Consider the following 16,791-nt stretch of genomic DNA (forward strand, 5'->3'; position numbering starts at 1 on the left):
CAACGTGGCTCGACAACCTACCCGGCGCACCTTCGTGCTTTGATGCCCAATCGTGACCTGCTTCACAGCGTCAGCTGACGCGTTCGGCCCTGGTGAAGCGGACGCGGGCCCCTGAGCCGATACTGATCAGCACCGGCGCACGGTAGCCCGTCACGGCGTCGAGGGCTTCGACGAGGCGCGAGACCTCGTCGGCGACCGCATACGGCGGAACGCCCTTCCGGGGGAACACGCGCACGCGCAGACCCGGTACGCCGCCGACCTGCCATGTGCTCACCGAGGCGCCCGCGAGGTCGGGGCGTTCGAGCAGCGCGGCCTTCAGGGCCTGCTCGGCGGCAGCCGCGGTGATCGTCACCGTCCCACGGGCCGTGCCGCCGTCGTCCCTGTGCGCGGACGATCCACCATCGCCTCCGCCGACGGCGGCGAAGAGCCCTGTGCGGCCCCTCCCCTGGGCGGCGATCCACAGGCTGAGCAGCACGATCAGGAGCAGCAGGACAGCCGCGAGCACGATCCACAGCCAGGTGTCGGCCTGGCCCTCGAGGGTGGTCCGGCGCCGGAGACCGTCGATGGCATCAGCAGCCCGAGGCGCCGCTGCCCGCCACCATGAGGCGACGGCGGGCAGCAGGAGGAGCGCGAGTCCCGCGCTCCCCGCGGCGAACAAGAGGAGACCGACGACGGCCAGGACGAGCCGGTTGAGCAGGCGCGGCGTGGTGTTCACTGCCCGATCACCCCCGACTCGGCGACCACGACGGCGATCCTCGGTTCGGGTTCCACGCTGGAGCGCCTGAGATCGTCCGCGACAGCAGCACGCACGGCATCGGCGTCTACCGGGATGCCGGACGTAGGCCGGATCTGGACCGTGACGGAGGTACGGCCCACCGTGACGAGGACCTGTTCGGGAGCCACCCCGGCCACGATCCGCGCCCTCCGCGCCAGCGATGACGCCACGACCTCCGCATCGACGACGACCGCGGCGCGCCCGTTCGGGATGGTGTAGCGGGCTCGCCGCCCGGGCAGGACCGCGAGGAGGAGGAGCAACGCGCCGAGAACCAGCAGCAGGACGGAGGCGGAGCCGAGCAGGGAAGCGGGAGCCGCGCCGGGGAGGGCTCCGATCCAGGCGGCCGCGGCCTCGACGTCGAGCAGGAACGGCTGGTCCCCCACGGCCTTCAGGACGGCTTCGAACAGCAGGAGCAGGCACCCTGCGATCAGGAGGACACCGGTGACCACCGAGGCGATGGCTCGCGACGAGTGCAGTTCCCGGCGCACGAGGCGGGCCGTCGAGACCGAGCCGGAACGGTCGCGCAGGTCGACGCTCACAGCACCCTCGCCCCCTTGGTGACCGTACTGCCGATGATCCGGATGTCGACCCGGCTCAGCCGCGCCCCGCTGAGCTCCTGCACCCGCACGAGGATCGGCGTACGTGCGGCCTCCGCGCGGTCCAGGAGCGGACCGCCGAACGAGGCCACGATCCCGGGTTCGTCGAGCACCCGGGACAGCGGCGGGACCGGCAGCGGCAGGGCGAGGAGCAGGGCCAGGAGGCCGTGGTCGTCCGAGAACGTCGCCCGGATCGTGGCGGGCTGCACCCCGAGGATCTCCGCGGCGGCGGCGCGCGCCGTACTGGTCAGCGCCTGCGTGGTGATGCGGTTGTGCCCCGCGACGGGGACGGTGCTCGGGGTCGCGGATGCGCCAGCCATCGCGCGGGTCGGGACGGTCGGGACGGACTCGGCGGTCACGAGGACGAGCGTCGGCCGGACAGGGCGTCGAGGACACCGCGCAGGTCGAGCTTGCCCTCGACGACCCGCCCGGCGACGGCGCCGCACAGCACCAGTACGAGGGTGAGCAGGAAGCCCCAGAATCCGAAGATCAGTGCTGCGAACGCGAGCACGGCGCCGGTGGCCATGCCGAGGGAGGTGGGGGTCACGGGGTCCTCATTCGACGGGTTGCCTGACCTGGCTCGACCCCGGCGCAACGGGCCGGATGCGCTCCACGGTCTTCGACTCGGCCGGCTGCGGCAGGTGCACGTCGAGGATCTCGACGTTCACCTCGATGACCTCGAGCCCCACCAGCTGGGTGAGGGCGTCGTAGACGGCCGCGCGCACGGAGTCGGCGAGGGCATTCAGGGCGAACCCGTAGTCCGCGACGAGGCTGACATCGACGGCGAGCTGGGTCTGGCCCACCTCCACCTTCACGCCATGGGCCGGATCGTTGGCCCCGACGGCGTCACGGATGGCGCCGAGGGCGCGTCCGGCACCCGGCCCCAAGGCATGAACGCCGGGCACGGACCGGGCGGCGATGGCCGCGATCTTCACCGCCGCAGGATCCCCGATCACGGTTCTTCCCGCAGGTGCGCCCTGGAGGACGGGCACCGGCCGCCCCGTGGGTTGCTCGATCATCGACGTCCCCTTTCGCTTGTGTCCAGCCTAAGCCACCTCGGCGGCGACCGGGCGGCAGGGCAGATGCGGACGCTGCCCGTGGTGGGCGCGGCGCTGCCGTGGTGTCAGGAGCGGGTGCAGTGCCGGGCGAGCCACTCCTGCACCGGCACCATGGCGTGCCGGAAGGCCTTCTCGTCGAAAGTGCCGGAGCCCTTGGGCGGTGCTTCGACGGAATACGAGAGCGTCGTGAAGTCGTCGTGGAGGTCCGCGGGCACCCTGTCCCGCAGATTCAGGATCTGCTGCTCCAACGCGACGAGTTCTGCGGGATCGGAGGTGGAGCGGAGGCTCAGCGGCGCGAGCATGAAGGTGGTGACACCACCTGCGACGATGACGCAGTGTTCGGACGGGTCCGCGGCAGGTGGGTCGCCTGGCTGCTCATCGTCCCGGACGTCCCCTTCGGGATCCGCGGGCAGGGACTCCTCGGACGGACCGCCAGGGCTGGTCGGTTCCACCGACGGGTTGACCGGCATGGTGAGCATGGTCTCCGCGGGGGCGGAGGATCCCTGGCTGCATCCTGCAAGGATGGCCGTGAGCGCACAGAGGCCGGCAGCGGAATGCAGGAGTCTCACTGATGCCCTTTCGTCTCGGTATGGTGCCGGGAGATCAACGCTTCGAATCACAACTACTCTCCCGCATGGTTCCCCGGGGCACCTGCACCGCGGAGGACCCGATGATCGGGGCGCGTGCCCCAGGAGGAGTCCGCATCTGCCGCGATGCTACGGGCCGAACCACGGCATTGTCTGTGAGGACGACGGAGGGGACACGAAAAAACCCCGCGCTCCGTGGGGAACTGCGGGGTTTTCGGTGGTGGCTCCGACCGGCGTCGATCCGGTGACCTTTCGATTTTCAGTCGAACGCTCTACCAACTGAGCTACAGAGCCTTGCGACCATCTCGAGGATGATCACCGTATCCAGCCTGACTGGAATCCCCCGAGGGAATCCAGTCGCCTGAGCGACCCTGACGGGACTTGAACCCGCGACCTCCGCCGTGACAGGGCGGCGCGCTAACCAACTGCGCTACAGGGCCTTGCTAACTTCCTTGCCTTTTGCAAGAGTTCCAGCCTACCAGCACTTTTCACTCCGGTTGACCGCCCGTGAGGGCATCTCCTGCGTACCCCCAACGGGATTCGAACCCGTGCCGCCGCCGTGAAAGGGCGGTGTCCTAGGCCGCTAGACGATGGGGGCCCGGACCACAGTTCGGGTTCCTGCGACCCCCCGGCATGCGAGCATTTCCGGTGGATCATTCCCTGGCGTGGACCTATAAAACTATAGGGGCAGTTTCTCGAATACACAAAATCGTAGGCGCGGGCTTCCGTCCGGACGCCGGACGAGCGGAGGGAGGCACCTCGACGGCGGGCACGGCACCGGTCGGTACGATCAGTGCGTGCCATTCGAGATCACGCGCGAAGAGTTCGAGGAAGCCGTCGACGATGCGATCGACAGGATCCCCGACGACCTCGCCCGCGCCATGGACAATGTGGCCATCCTCGTGGTCGAGGAGTACGAGCCGGCTCCGGGCGAGGCCGCCGACACCGAATTGCTGGGGCTCTATGAAGGAACACCGCTCACCGAGCGGGATTCCTGGTGGGGCGCCGGTTCCCTGCCGGACCGCATCAGCATCTTCCGCGGCCCCCTCATGCGACTGTGCCGATCCCGCGACGAACTGGTGGAGGAGATCCTCGTGACGGTGGTCCACGAGGTCGCTCACCATTTCGGGATCGACGACGACCGGCTGCATGAGCTCGGCTGGAGCTGAGGCGACACGCCGCGCCCGAAGCCCGGGCACCTCCCGTCCCGATGACCCCCGCTCCTGTACAGCGAGTGCCTGCGCTGCCGGTGCGTGTCCAGCCGGCGCCGGTGCAGACCGCGCCTGTCCTGGCTCCTGTCCGGCCCGTCCCTGCACCTCCGGCTCACGCAGCAGGCGTTCGCCTCTGCCCGAGTGTCGCTTCGGCCCACCGCCGCACAGCAGTCCTTCGCGGTGCAGCACATCCCGCTCTCGCAGATCCCGCCGGGCGACCTGGTGTCCTGGTGTCCTGGTGTCCTAGTGTCCTGGTGTCCTGGGGCAGCGGTGCCGACCTCTGGCACGTCGCGATCTCCATGGGCGGCAACGGGGAAGTCAACGCGCTCGATCCCGCTCAGGGCATCCTTGTCACGGACCTCGCCCAGATGGGCGGCATGGGCCTCCCAATCCCTCGGCCGGACACGCCTGACCGCCCCGGCACCTCCGGGAGGGGTCGGTCGCAGAACCGCCGGCAGCGGCCCGTGCTCCTAGCGGTTCGGAGCGATCATCGGACCGAACGAGCTCCGGTCCTCGAGCCGCGGATCCGCCTTGTCGGGCACGATCAGCACAGGCCCGCGGGCGTGGTGCAGGACGCCCTGGCTGGTCGAACCCATCAGCATCCCGGCGAACCCGCCGCGGCCGCGCGTACCCACCACGAGCAGCTCCGATGTCGCCGACGCCTCGATGAGGACCTCGGCGGGGGGTCCGTCGACGAGGTCCACGCGGATATCCACATCGGGGAAATGACTCTGGAGCCAGTCACGACCGGCTGCGAGCTGCATGGCGAGGTCTGCATGGAGCGCCTCGCGGTCGACGGGCGCCGGCACCCACGCGAGCGAGCCGTTGAAGGGCGCAACCGAGCAGATGACGCGGAGGGCCAGCCCGCGGGAGCGTGCCTCCTCGGCCGCCGCGAGGGATGCCATCCGTGCCTGCTCCGACCCGTCGACACCGACCACCACCACAGGTTCGACCGTGGCGGCGGGCCTGTCCTTGCCCTGCTTCCTGCCCAGTTCCGGATGACCGAGGCGCGCGCCCGTGCAGACGGGGATGACCGCCGTCGGGCACTTGGCATGTGCGGGCAGGGCACTGCTCACCGATCCGAGCAGGCGGCCGACGAATCCGCCCCGACCCCGTGAGCCCACGACCATGAGTTCGGCCTCCTCGGAGAAGTCGAGGAGCACGCCGGCTGCGTCACCTGCCTCGACCCGGGGGTGCACGTCCACCGACATGCCCTCGAGCCGTGCCAGCGACTCGTTCAGGATCGACTGCGCGCTCTCACGCATCACGTCGTCGTCCACGGTGGCGTACCCGGCATCCATGCTCGACGCCGCGAAGACCGGCACGGTGTAGGCGGTCACGACGTACAGCGGAGCACGCCGCCGCTCCGCCTCCCGCGCCGCCCACAGCAGGGCGCACGTGCTCTGATCGGACCCGTCCACGCCGACCACGATGCCGTGCTGCGCCAGCCCCTGCGACGAACCCTCTACGTGTCCACTGCCCACGGCAGGCCTCCCTCGGTCGCATGTCCAACCGCCTGAAGCGGCCGGTCAACCATTTGTAGCGCACCGGCGGTCCCCGGTCCATCCGCGGCCTATCCATGGTCTGAAAAGTTATATAGGCTTCGATGACCCGTAGCGGGGGCAGGCCTCATGGGCTGCCCCTGTGCGTAGTGCTCTTGGTTGACCCGTTCGCAATCAAGAGTCCGTACGGCCCGGAAGAGGCGCCGGGCCGTACGGGACCAATGCTTCGTGTGGAGGTAACTCGGTGGATTCCTTGCCGCTCGACCCGGCCCGCTCTGCGTTCGCGATGCCCGCATCCTCAGAGCATACGAGCGCCGTGGTCATCGGTTCGGGGCTGTCCGGGCTGGCCGTCGCCAGTGAATTGAGCCGCCGCGGCATCGACTCGATCGTCGTCGAGAGCCTCGAGTGCTCCGACTCCGGAGCGATGCGGACCGTCATGACGGACTCCGTCTCCCTCTCGGAACGCACCGAGCTCATGCGGCTCCTCCGCGGGTACGCTGCGGCGCACCACCTCGACGTGCGCCAGTCCACCGTGGCGGAGCACCTCAGCATCATCGGACACCCCAAGCTCATCAAGGGTCCCGTGGGGCGCAAGAAGTGGGCGGTGCAGACGGCCGACGGGGTTCTCCTGGCCGATCACGTGGTCCTCACGAAGTACCCGCAGAACGAGCTGCGGAAGTTCCTCCGCTCCATGGGCATAGCGATCGGCCGGGACTTCAAGGCGGCGCTTCGGGCGATCGGCCTGCACCTCGTCGGTGTCGGGGAGCTGCTCACTCCCACCACGCGCGAGATCGTGCGGCAGGCGAAGCTGGTCAGTGACGCCATCGTCGCCCAGGGGCCTGCCGCCCTCAACCGCATCGCCCCGCCCCGCGCAGCAGTCTCGCCGCTGGGGGCGTGACCGCGGCGGGCCGCTACTTGCCCGCGAGCCGCTTGCGCGCCGTGAAGGCGAGTGCGACGGCGATGGCCACCAGGGCCGCGATCATCAGCAGGATGCTCCAGGGGAAATCACTGATCCCGGCCGTCTGGGTCTCGCTGGAGGGCGCTTCCTGCGTATCCACCGGGCCTGCGGTACTCACCGAGTCGGGGGCCGTCGTCGAGCCCTGCAGCGTGGTGAAGGCGAAGGTGCCCTCGATGGGATGCGAGTCCGAACTCACGACGCGCCAGTTGACGGTGTACTCCCCCGCGGGAGCACCGACGCGCAGGGGTTGGGTCGCGGTGCGGTCGACGATCCCGACCGGCCCGTCCGCCCAGTCCACGCCTGATTCGTCGAGGACCTGCACCTGAGCGCCGATCCCGGAGGGCACGTTCGTGAAGGTGAGCTCGAGGCTCGGCGGCAGCACCTCGAGCTCGGCGCCCTCTGCCGGATTGGTCCCGGTGAGGGCATCGTGCGCGGTCGCGGCACCACCTGCGCCGAGGAGCATGGCGAACGCCAGCAGGACGGCGGTGAGGGCGGCGACGCCGGGGCGGGCCGGACGACGTCGGCGCGTGGTGGACGTGCGCAGTGCGGGCGGAAGGGGAAGGGCAGCCATGTCCCCAACCCTACGCGGAGACCCTGACCGGGCGCTGGGACGGGGCGGTCCGCCCCGGGGAGCCCGGACGAACGTCACGAAACGCCCACCGCGGACCGCCGGGATAGAATCTCTGCGACTGCTCCCCGCCCCTTCCGCCCTAGGACCTCCCATGCTCAAAACCGGTTCCGTGCTGGATCGCTACTTCGACATCACGACACGGGGGTCGACGTTCTCCCGCGAGATCCGCGGCGGCCTCGCGACCTTCTTCGCCATGAGCTACATCGTGGTGCTCAATCCGCTCATCCTGGCCGGTGCGGACTCGTCGGGAGCCGAACTCGGCTTCGAACGCGTCGCCGCCGTGACAGCCCTCGTCGCCGGCATCCTGACCATCGTCATGGGTGCGTGGGCCAGGTATCCCTTCGCCCTCGCCACGGGTCTCGGTGTCAACGCCTTCGTGGCCATCACCGTGGCGACGAACCCCGGACTGACGTGGCCGGACATCATGGGATTGGTCATGCTCGCCGGCCTCACGATGCTGGTGCTGGTGCTGACCGGCTTCCGGACCGCGGTCTTCAATGCCGTGCCCGAGAGCCTCAAGACCGCGATCGTCGTGGGGATCGGCCTGTTCATCGCCCTGATCGGCCTGGTCAACGCGGGCTTCGTGCGCCGCGTGCCGGATGTCGCCAACACGACCGTGCCCGTGGGTCTGGGCTTCGGCGGCGTCCTGATCGGCTGGCCCACCCTGGTCTTCGTCTTCGGCCTGATCCTGACCATCGCCCTGGTGGTCCGCAAGGTGCGTGGGGCCATCCTCATCGGCGTCCTCGCCGCGACCGTGCTCGCCGTCATCCTCGAAGCCGTCGTCAACGTGGGCCCCAGCGTCTCCCCGGGCCAGGAACCGAACCCCGCGGGTTGGTCCCTGGTGGTTCCGGAGCTGCCCAGCGGCTCCTGGATCGGCGTTCCCGACCTCAGCCTCGTGGGCAACGTCAGCCTCTTCGGCGCCTTCGGGCACCTCGGTGGGACGGCCGCCGTCCTGCTGACCTTCACGATCCTCCTCAGCATCTTCTTCGACGCCATGGGCACCATGGTGGGTCTCGCGAACGAGGCGAAGCTCGTCGACGCCAAGGGCAACATCCCCGGCGTCAACCGCGTCCTCGTGGTGGACGCCCTCGGGGCTGTCGCCGGTGGCGCAGGCTCGGTGTCGTCCAACCAGATCTACGTCGAGTCGGGCGCGGGCATCGGTGAGGGCGCCCGGACGGGCCTCGCGAACGTGGTGACGGGACTGCTGTTCCTCCTCGCGATGTTCTTCACGCCGCTCATCAGCCTCGTACCCTTCGAAGCCGTCGCTCCGGCCCTCGTGGTGGTCGGCTTCATGATGGTTGCTCAGGTGGGACGCATCGACTTCGACGACTGGGGTGTCGCCATCCCGGCCTTCCTCACCTTCACGCTCATGCCGTTCACCTACTCGATCGCCAACGGCCTCGGCGCCGGCTTCATCGCCTTCGTGCTGATCCGTGCAATCCAGGGCCGCGGACGTGAAGTGCACCCCCTCATGTGGGCCGTGGCCGCGGCGTTCGTGGTCTTCTTCGGCATCGGGCCCATCGAGGAGCTCCTCGGGATCTGATCGCGGCGGAGCCCGCGGGGGCCGACGGAAGCTAGGACGAGCCGCCCCGCGGTCGGAGGCGGGCCTCCTCCACGTCGAGGATGCGCTGCGCCTTCGCCAGCACGCGCGAGGAGTAGGTGCCGCGCCCCCGGGCCGCGAGCAGTGCCTGCCGCTCGGCCTCGAGGACGGCCAGGCGGAGGTCGCGGTACTGGCGGTGCGGTGAGCGCACCAGCTTCTGCTCGGGCAACCGGGCCTTCTCCCACTCGACCTCCGACCGCATGCCTGTGTCCGTGCGCACACGGTCCAGCACGTCCTGATCCACGTCGACGTCCTCGCCCACCACCGACTGCGGATCATCGAGCACGCGCAGCCCTTCGGTTCGGAGTTCGTCGAACAGCGTGGCCGACTCCTCACGGTCGATGTCGACGTCGACCCCCTCGATCCTGAGGACCCGGATCAGCGCGGGCAGGGTGCTGCCCTGCACCAGGAGCGTGGTGACGGCGACGGTGAACGCGATCAGCACCAGCTGCTCACGGTAGGCGAACGATTCAGGCAGGGACTGCGCCGCCGCCAGCGTCACCACGCCGCGCATCCCGGACCAGCCGAGAACCGTCGCGCCCTTCCAGCCGAACCCCTCACGCCGCTCGAGGTCGAGGTCCGCCTGACGGAGCTGGTACATCCTCGTCAGGGCCCGTTGCCGCCGCTCCTGCCGCGCATCGAGGGTGCGCAGTCGCTTCAGGCGGGCGAGCCCGCGGCGCAGCTGCAGCGACCGGCGCTCCGCCCTGCTGGGCAGCCGCCGCATGAGCAGCACGAGGGGGAACACCCACAGGAAACGCAGCACGATCAGGGCGAGCGTCGCGAGGAGGCCGATCAGCACCGTCCGACCGATCGTCAGCTGCGACTCGTCGACGTTCTGCAGCAAGCCCCGGAGCTCCAGTCCGATCAGCAGGAAGACACCGTTCTCCAGCAGGAACTGCACCGTCCGCCAGTTCACGTTGTCGCTGATGCGTGCTCGTGCGTCGAAGTGGCTCGCGCTGCGGTGGCCGGTGTAGATGCCCGCCACCACCACGGCCAGCACCCCCGAGGCGCCCAGCTCCTCCGCAGGGATGAAGGCGATGAAGGGCACGGCGAGCGACAGCGCGGTGTCCAGCACGGGATCGTCGAGCTTGGCGCGGATGAAGACCGTCACCACCCCGACGGCGTAGCCGACGAGCATGGCACCCGCGACGGCGAAGGCGAAGTCGCCCACTGCCGAGCCGAAGCCCGTCAGGGCTCCGGCCGACGCCGCGATGGCACTGCGGAGCAGCACGAGCGCCGTGGCGTCGTTGACCAGTCCCTCGCCCTCGAGCACCGTGAGCAGCCGCGGTGGGAGGCCGAGCCGGCGCCCGATCGAGGTGGCCGCGACGGCGTCGGGCGGGCTGATGACGGCGCCCAGCGCGATCGCCGCCGCGAGGCCGAGACCGGGCAGCAGGGCATGGAGGAGCAGTCCCGTGACGAGGGCGGAGACGACCACGAGCGCAACGGACAAGCTCGCGATGGGGGTGAAGTTCCGGCGGAAGTCGGTCACGGGGGTCTTGATCGCCGCTGCGTAGAGCAAGGGCGGCAGGATGCCCGTCAGGATCCACTCGTCCGGGATGCTGAAGCTCGGCACCCCGGGCACGAAGGAGAGCCCGATGCCCACGACGACGAGGATCAGCGGGGCCGCGACCCCGACCCGCCTGGAGAGCACGGCAACGCCCACGAGGACCGCGATCCCGATGATGCCCAGCAGTCCCAGTTCCACGCTTCAAGCCTAGTGGCGGCCCGTGGCCCCGGACGCGACCTGTCCGCACCCGGCGGGCGGGTTGACGCGGACACCTGATCAAGCCGGTGAAGGGTGCAGTCCCGGCGCCGTCAGTCCGTGAGGACCTGGGCGCCCGTCGCAAACGTCCGCACGCGGGCGTCCTGCCAGAGCTGCGCCGGGACGCCCCCGCCCAGCAGTTCGCGGGCCAGTCCCGGGTCCTGGCCCAGGGGCGCATCACTCCCGGCGATGATGACGTTGCCGTAGCGCCTGCCCTTGAGCATGGCGGGGTCGGCGATGACCGCGGTGTGGGCGAACTCCGCCCCTATCGTGGCGGCCTCACGCCTGGCCATCGCGAGATTCGGGCTGTCGCCGCAGTTGACCACGTACACGCCGTCGGCGGCGAGGACGCGCTTGGCAGCCTGCGTGAACTCCCGCGTCGTCAGGGGCACCGGAGTCACCGCGCCCGCGAAGACATCCCGGATGACGAGGTCGCGGCTGTCCTCGCTCAGCGACTCCGTCACGGCGCGGGCCTCACCGACACGGATCCGGACGAGCGGCGCCCGTGGGAGGTCGAACCATGACCGCACCAGCTCGGCCAGCCGCCCGTCGAGTTCGACGACGACCTGGCGAGACTGCGGATGGGACGCGGCGAAGCGGCGTGCGAGCGAGCAGGCCCCTCCGCCGAGGTGCAGCACCCGGAGCCGATCCGACGCCGCCCATCGGGAGTCGACGAGCGAGGCGATCCAGCGCATGTACTCGAAGTCGAGCTGCAGCGGATCCGCCAGGTCGATGTGGGAACTCGGCACGCCGTTGATGCGAAGCACCCAGCCGTTCGGGTTGTACGGGTCGGGTTCGAGCTCGCACGTCCCGGTGTCGATGGGGAACTCGCCGATCTCGGGGCGCGGCCCCGCCGCCTTCGCCATCAGGTGTGCCCCCTCATCCCTGGTCGGGGCGGTGCATGCGGAACATGGGCTTGTGGTGCCAGGTGGGACCGCAGAGCATCGAGGTGCCGTCCGGTTCGAAGCCGTTGCGGACGTAGAAGCGCTCGGCCCGCGGGTTGTCGTTGAGGATCCAGAGGTAGGCGGCCCGTGTGCCGATCGCGATGTCCATCAGGCGCTGCCCCAGGCCGGTGCCGTGCGTGGAGCGGAGGGTGTAGATGTGGTGCAGTTCGAAGTCGGGGCGGTCCTCGTCACGTCCCGGGCCCGACGTCGCGACGGCAACGGCCGCACCATCCTCGTCGAACGCCAGCCAGCTCCGCGCGCTGCCGGGCGTCCGTTCCGCCTCCTCGAAGGCCGCCCGCCGCCGCTCGATCATGCCGGGCAGCTCGGCGTCGTAGAACTCGTGGTACTCCTGCGGCATGATCTGCTCGTACGTCTCGTGCAACCCCGCCACGTGGGTACGCGCGTACGCCTCGGCGTCGTCCACCGTGGCCGGCCGGATCAGGTAGGGAAGCGTCAGCAGGGGCTGTGTCACCACGCCAGTTTAGTGTCCCGAGGCCACCGAGTGCGCCCGAACGCGTCAGGAATGGCCCTCGAACTGCTCCTGCTCGGCGAGCGCGGCTTCGAGGCGCTCGACCTTGCCGGTCAGCTCGCCCGTGCGGCCCGGCCGGATGTCCGCCTTGAGCACGAGGGAGACGCGGCTCCCGTAGCGGCCCACGGCTTCGGTGGCGTTCTTCACGACAGTCATGACCTCGTCCCACTCACCCTCGATGGTGGTGAACATCGAGTCGGTGGAGTTCGGCAGGCCCGATTCACGCACGACGGCGACAGCGGCGGCGACGGCGTCGTGCACCGACCCGTCGGGGTTCTCGCGGGACAGATCGGAGGATCCGGACGGGGCGACGCTGAAGGCTACGAGCATGCCCCCAGTCTGGCACGCGCACCCACCGCGGGTCAGCCTCCGGCGACCGCCTTGACGAGCTCGTTCGCGCCGAGGACGAGGAACACGATGGTCGTGATCGCGAGGAAGACGCTCGACACCCACTTGTTCCGCCACTGGCTCGCGAGGCGGGTGCTGTTCAGCAGGACGAGCAGCGTGATGGCGAGGAACGGCATGAAGAGGGAGCCGAGGACCCCGTAGAGCAGGATCAGGAAGAAAGGGCGTCCGATGAGCAGCAGGACCATGGGCGGGATGGTCAGCCACAGCATGTAGGCACGGGCCGGCTTGCTGGTGGCGCCGGGGGCGTCGTCATCGGAGAGGTCGTCCGCCTTCTTGCGGAAGTTCGCCCAGAAGTCGGCGAACATGAGGCTCACACCGTGCCAGACGCCCAGCAGCGAGGAGAACGACGACGCCCAGAAACCGACCAGGAAGACCTTCGCCCAGACGACGCCGTAACGGTCCTCGAGCACCGCGCCCATGTCGAGCAGTCCGCGGTCACCCGTCTGGAGGGAGATGTTGGCGGTGTAGAGCAGCTCGGCGCCCAGGATGAGCATGCAGATCACGAAGATGCCGGTCACGGTGTACGCCACGGAGTTGTCCACCCGCATGACGTTCATCCACTTGGGCCTGTTCCATCCCTTCTCCCGCAGCCAGTAGCCGTAGGCCGCGAGGGTGATGGTCCCTCCGACGCCGCCGGCGAGTCCCAGGACGTAGAAGACGGAGCCCGCGGGAAGGGTGGGCACCAGCCCGGTGAGCATCGACGGGATGTTCGGCAGGGCGAGGACGGCGGACCCGACCACCGAGACGAACATGATGGCGATCATGATCGTCATGATCTTCTCGAAGAGGCCGTACCGGCCGAACCACACCAGGGCGAGGCCGATCAGGCCCGACGCCACCGCGAAGGCGTTGAGTGGGACCGCAGGGAAGAGGGCCTGGAGGGGCAACGCCGTCGAGCTCATCGCCGTCGCGCCGTACACGAAGCCCCAGATGACGATGTACGGGCCGAAGTACCAGCTGGTCCAGACGCCGAGCGTCCGCCAGCCCTGGAAGATGGTCTTGCCCGTGGCGAGGTACCAGCGGCCGACGCCCTCGACGAGGATGATCTTCAGGACGCAGCCGATCACCGCCGCCCATAGGAGTGCGTACCCGTACTGGCTCCCCGCGATCAGGGTGGCGACGAGGTCGCCCGCGCCGACGCCGGTCGCCGCCGCCAGCAGTCCGGGCCCGACGATCCGCCATTTCGGTTTCTCGAGACCCTCGACGTCCGCCCGCGCACCCTCAGCCACTGTCTGCCCCCTCGAAGTCGGAATGATCCCGTCGGAAGCTTAGCAAGGGCCCTGAACAGTTCCGGCCGGTCGGCGGACACGACCACTCCGTCCCCCGTCCACGTCACGATCTCCGTCGGACGCCTGCGCCGGCTTCCACTCCGGAGCCGCGCCGCACGCCGTAACCTGGCGCATGCAACGCCCGGTGCGTCCTTCCGCAGGCCGGAGGACGCACTAGGTTCTTTAGGGGCGCACCAGGGCGGCCGCCCGCGGGGGGAGGGAACGGATGCTCGGACTGCTGGGCGGATTCGCCGTCGTCGGTGCCGTGATCCTCGTCGGGTACATCGCCGGGCGCCTCGTGATCGGGGGGCCACAGGCCGGCTTCACACTCAACCAGGTGGCGTTCTTCGTGACCAACCCGGCCCTGCTCTTCACCGTCCTGGCCGATGCGGACCTCGCGTCGGTGTTCTCCGAGTACGTGCCGATCGCGCTCCTCTCCTCCCTCGCCATCGCCGGGCTCTACGTGCTGATCGGCAGGTTCCTGTTCCGCAGGGCAGCGGCCGAGACGGCGATCGGCGCCATGGCGTCGTCCTACGTGAACGCGAACAACATCGGCATCCCCATCACCGTCTACGCACTCGGCGACGCCACGCTGATCGCGCCCGTACTCCTGGTGCAGCTGCTGCTGCTGGCTCCGCTCTACCTCACGGTCCTCGATCTCACGTCCAGTCGGAGACCCTCGGTGGGCGCCGTCCTGACGCAGCCCTTCCGGAACCCGATGATCATCGCGTCCCTGCTGGGCGTCGCGGTCTCGGCCACCGGGTTCCGGCCACCGGCCCCCGTCTGGGACTCCCTGGCGCTCATCGGCGGCGCGGCCGTACCCATGGTGCTGATCTCCTTCGGGATGTCCCTGCCCGGCAGCCGCCCGCTCCAGCCCAGCCCGGACCGGCTGCAGGTCCTCGCGGCAACCGCCCTGAAGACCGCCCTCATGCCGGTGGCCACCTACCTGATCGCCCGCTTCCTCTTCGGGCTCGACGGCGAGAGGCTGCTCGGCGCCGTCGTCGTATCCGCCCTGCCCACGGCACAGAACGTCTTCATGTTCGCCAGCAGATACGGGCGCGGAACCACCCTCGCCCGGGACACCGTGCTGCTCTCCTCCGTCCTCGCCATCCCGGCGCTCATCGTGGTCGCGGCGCTCCTCACCTGATCGGCCTCCGCCGCCCGCGCGGAGGGCCGTCAGCACCCTGCTTGTCACCACCGTCGCGGACCCCTACCATTCAGACGGTCGCCGTGCAGTTCACGGCCCGTAGATTGGATGGCCATGAACAGCAGGATCTCCCCCGAAGAACCCTTCCCCGCAGACCTCGGCCGGCTCCGGGACGAGGACGTCGAGGTCCTCAACAGCAAGGTCCACCGGGAGATCGACCACGAGTTCGCGACCACCGGCGAGGTCGACGCGGAGACCGCGTTCCGCAAGGACGAACTCGACGACGAACTCGACGGCCGCGACGCCGGGCCCCGCCTCACGCTCGTCCCGCAGCAGGATGACGGCGGGGACGACACGGAGGAGTCCCCTGCCGGGGACGACGCCGGGGAGTCGGACCGGCAGGTCGGCGGGCACGGGCAGGCCCGTCTCTGAGGCGGGGAATCCGCACAGCCGGAATGTCATGGGGAGCCGCAGTGTTGAGGCAGTAGTCGACGCCTTCACTAGGCTTGACCGCAGCACGCCCTTTCGGACTCCAACGGTGCAGCCGGGGCTATGTCCGCCGGAATCCCCATGATTGGTACCCCTTGTCTGTTTCCTCCCTGCCGGTGAAGACTGCCGCACCGTTTCCCTACATCGGACTCCTGTCCCTCGCTGGAGCGATCTTCGTCTCCGTCACGAGCGAGTTCCTGCCGACGGGCCTGCTGCCCGCCATGGCCCGGGACCTCGACGTCGGCCTCTCGACGGCCGGCTACCTCGTCACGATCTTCGCGGGCACCGTCGTCGTCGCGACCACCCCGCTCGCCGCCATCACCCAGCGGTTCTCACGGAAATCCCTGATCGTCGTCGTACTGCTGGTGATCGCGGTGGCGAACATCATCGCGGCCGTCGCACCGACCTACGGTGTGCTCGTCGCCGCGCGTATCCTCGGCGGACTCGCGCACGGCCTGTTCTGGGCCGTGGTCGCCGCCTACGCCGCGCACCTCGTCCCGGCCCACCAGCTGGGCAAGGCCGTATCCATCACCGCCGGCGGAGGAACGGCGGCGTTCGTGCTCGGAGTCCCGGTGGGAACGGCGATCGGCAACGCGCTCGGCTGGCGTGCCGCCTTCACCATCATCGGGGTGGTCGTCGCCGTCCTTGCCCTGGTCATCGTGAAGTTCCTCCCACCGGTCAACCACCACGTGGAAGCGAAGGCCGGCGAGGAGCGCGTTCCGCTGCACCGGGATCCGAGCCTGAAGGCCGTCCTCCTGCTGTGCACCGTGATCCTCATCATCCTCACCGGCCAGAACACGTTCTACACCTACATCGCCCCCTGGCTGACGGACGTCTCGTCCTTCGCGCCGGGCGGGATCGCGCTGGTCCTCTTCCTCTACGGCGGCGCAGGCATCATCGGACTCGTCGGAGCCGGCTACGCCGCCGACCGCTTCCCCCGCAAGGCGTTCGTCGGCGTGGTCCTGGTGGTCATGGCCGCCGTCCTGACGCTTGCCCTCGCCACCACCAACACCGTCGTGGTCCTGATCGCCGTGATCGTGTGGGGCGCGGCCTTCGGCGGCATACCTGCGATGCTGCAGACCCGCATGCTCCGGACGGCATCCTTCCGGATGCGTGACCTCTCGGCCGCACTGCAGACGACGGCGTTCAATGTGGGCATCGGCGGCGGCGCCCTCCTCGGCGGGCTCCTGCTCGACGGGATAGGCCTCGACGTCCTCCCGTTCGTGATGATCCTGCTGGTCGCCGTCGGGCTCGGTCTGAGCCTCGCCACAGATACCGTGACGGACCGCCGGGAGCGCCACCGGCTCAGGGCCGGCTGACCCCGGG

19 protein-coding genes and 3 tRNA genes are annotated in these 16,791 nt (G+C 69.5%); 6 read left to right on the plus strand and 16 right to left on the minus strand.

Annotated elements, in window-relative coordinates:
• Positions 1–70: 70 nt before the first annotated feature.
• From AC1MFI_RS03910 to AC1MFI_RS03950, 9 genes are all read right to left on the minus strand, one after another.
• Positions 71–715 (minus strand): hypothetical protein, encoded by a 645-nt coding sequence (locus AC1MFI_RS03910; protein ID WP_479819833.1) that lies wholly within the window; start codon positions 713–715, stop codon positions 71–73.
• On the minus strand, positions 712–1,314 hold the full coding sequence (locus AC1MFI_RS03915; protein ID WP_479819834.1) for a DUF6286 domain-containing protein: 603 nt from the start codon (positions 1,312–1,314) through the stop codon (positions 712–714). The genes AC1MFI_RS03910 and AC1MFI_RS03915 overlap by 4 nt, the downstream gene beginning before the upstream one ends.
• Complete coding sequence (locus tag AC1MFI_RS03920; protein WP_479820775.1) at positions 1,311–1,691, minus strand: hypothetical protein; 381 nt, start codon at positions 1,689–1,691, stop codon at positions 1,311–1,313. Before AC1MFI_RS03920 ends, AC1MFI_RS03915 begins: the two co-directional genes overlap by 4 nt.
• 35 nt (positions 1,692–1,726) lie before the next feature.
• Positions 1,727–1,918, minus strand: a complete 192-nt coding sequence (locus AC1MFI_RS03925) for a DUF2273 domain-containing protein (protein WP_479819835.1) — start codon at positions 1,916–1,918, stop codon at positions 1,727–1,729.
• A gap of 7 nt (positions 1,919–1,925) precedes the next feature.
• Positions 1,926–2,390 (minus strand): Asp23/Gls24 family envelope stress response protein, encoded by a 465-nt coding sequence (locus AC1MFI_RS03930; protein WP_479819836.1) that lies wholly within the window; start codon positions 2,388–2,390, stop codon positions 1,926–1,928.
• A gap of 104 nt (positions 2,391–2,494) precedes the next feature.
• The gene (locus AC1MFI_RS03935) at positions 2,495–2,998 is read right to left on the minus strand and encodes a hypothetical protein (protein ID WP_479819837.1); all 504 of its coding nucleotides are present in this window, start codon (positions 2,996–2,998) and stop codon (positions 2,495–2,497) included.
• A 236-nt stretch (positions 2,999–3,234) separates the two neighbouring features.
• A tRNA-Phe gene (locus tag AC1MFI_RS03940) sits at positions 3,235–3,310 on the minus strand.
• 72 nt (positions 3,311–3,382) lie between these two features.
• Positions 3,383–3,456, minus strand: a tRNA-Asp gene (locus AC1MFI_RS03945).
• Positions 3,457–3,541: 85 nt separating this feature from the next.
• Positions 3,542–3,614 (minus strand) — tRNA-Glu (locus tag AC1MFI_RS03950).
• A 199-nt stretch (positions 3,615–3,813) separates the two neighbouring features.
• On the opposite strand from AC1MFI_RS03950, the gene AC1MFI_RS03955 reads away from it, so the two are divergent.
• Positions 3,814–4,185 (plus strand): metallopeptidase family protein, encoded by a 372-nt coding sequence (locus AC1MFI_RS03955; protein WP_479819838.1) that lies wholly within the window; start codon positions 3,814–3,816, stop codon positions 4,183–4,185.
• A 512-nt stretch (positions 4,186–4,697) separates the two neighbouring features.
• Here the strand turns inward: AC1MFI_RS03955 and AC1MFI_RS03960 are convergent.
• Positions 4,698–5,711 carry a universal stress protein gene (locus tag AC1MFI_RS03960; RefSeq protein WP_479819839.1) on the minus strand — a complete coding sequence of 338 codons (1,014 nt, stop codon included), beginning with the start codon at positions 5,709–5,711 and terminating at the stop codon, positions 4,698–4,700.
• 262 nt (positions 5,712–5,973) lie between these two features.
• Here AC1MFI_RS03960 and AC1MFI_RS03965 point away from each other — a divergent pair, with 262 nt between their 5' ends.
• Positions 5,974–6,627 carry an FAD-dependent monooxygenase gene (locus tag AC1MFI_RS03965; protein WP_479819840.1) on the plus strand — a complete coding sequence of 218 codons (654 nt, stop codon included), beginning with the start codon at positions 5,974–5,976 and terminating at the stop codon, positions 6,625–6,627.
• 13 nt (positions 6,628–6,640) lie between these two features.
• Here the strand turns inward: AC1MFI_RS03965 and AC1MFI_RS03970 are convergent, their stop codons facing one another.
• Complete coding sequence (locus AC1MFI_RS03970; protein ID WP_479819841.1) at positions 6,641–7,258, minus strand: copper resistance CopC family protein; 618 nt, start codon at positions 7,256–7,258, stop codon at positions 6,641–6,643.
• 151 nt (positions 7,259–7,409) lie between these two features.
• Here AC1MFI_RS03970 and AC1MFI_RS03975 point away from each other — a divergent pair, with 151 nt between their 5' ends.
• Positions 7,410–8,861 (plus strand): NCS2 family permease, encoded by a 1,452-nt coding sequence (locus AC1MFI_RS03975; RefSeq protein WP_479819842.1) that lies wholly within the window; start codon positions 7,410–7,412, stop codon positions 8,859–8,861.
• A gap of 31 nt (positions 8,862–8,892) precedes the next feature.
• On the opposite strand, the gene AC1MFI_RS03980 is transcribed toward AC1MFI_RS03975, so the two are convergent.
• The 5 genes from AC1MFI_RS03980 to AC1MFI_RS04000 form a co-directional block, all read right to left on the minus strand.
• Positions 8,893–10,623, minus strand: a complete 1,731-nt coding sequence (locus AC1MFI_RS03980; RefSeq protein ID WP_479819843.1) for a cation:proton antiporter — start codon at positions 10,621–10,623, stop codon at positions 8,893–8,895.
• Between the two features lie 110 nt (positions 10,624–10,733).
• On the minus strand, positions 10,734–11,546 hold the full coding sequence (locus tag AC1MFI_RS03985; protein ID WP_479819844.1) for a spermidine synthase: 813 nt from the start codon (positions 11,544–11,546) through the stop codon (positions 10,734–10,736).
• 13 nt (positions 11,547–11,559) lie between these two features.
• Complete coding sequence (locus tag AC1MFI_RS03990) at positions 11,560–12,096, minus strand: N-acetyltransferase family protein (RefSeq protein ID WP_479819845.1); 537 nt, start codon at positions 12,094–12,096, stop codon at positions 11,560–11,562.
• 45 nt (positions 12,097–12,141) lie between these two features.
• Entirely contained in the window at positions 12,142–12,483 is a 342-nt protein-coding gene (locus AC1MFI_RS03995) for a thiamine-binding protein (protein ID WP_479819846.1), read from the minus strand.
• A 32-nt stretch (positions 12,484–12,515) separates the two neighbouring features.
• Positions 12,516–13,790, minus strand: coding sequence for an Nramp family divalent metal transporter (locus AC1MFI_RS04000; protein WP_479819847.1), 1,275 nt, complete (start codon positions 13,788–13,790; stop codon positions 12,516–12,518).
• Between the two features lie 265 nt (positions 13,791–14,055).
• On the opposite strand from AC1MFI_RS04000, the gene AC1MFI_RS04005 reads away from it, so the two are divergent.
• The 3 genes from AC1MFI_RS04005 to AC1MFI_RS04015 all read left to right on the plus strand — a co-directional run bounded on the left by AC1MFI_RS04005 (position 14,056) and on the right by AC1MFI_RS04015 (position 16,784).
• The gene (locus AC1MFI_RS04005) at positions 14,056–14,976 is read left to right on the plus strand and encodes an AEC family transporter (RefSeq protein WP_479819848.1); all 921 of its coding nucleotides are present in this window, start codon (positions 14,056–14,058) and stop codon (positions 14,974–14,976) included.
• A gap of 114 nt (positions 14,977–15,090) precedes the next feature.
• A complete protein-coding gene (locus tag AC1MFI_RS04010) occupies positions 15,091–15,408 on the plus strand; it encodes a hypothetical protein (protein ID WP_479819849.1) in 318 nt (105 codons plus the stop codon).
• 152 nt (positions 15,409–15,560) lie between these two features.
• Complete coding sequence (locus AC1MFI_RS04015) at positions 15,561–16,784, plus strand: MFS transporter (RefSeq protein ID WP_479819850.1); 1,224 nt, start codon at positions 15,561–15,563, stop codon at positions 16,782–16,784.
• Positions 16,785–16,791: the final 7 nt, after the last annotated feature.

This window comes from Arthrobacter sp. BC5 (assembly GCF_056680255.1).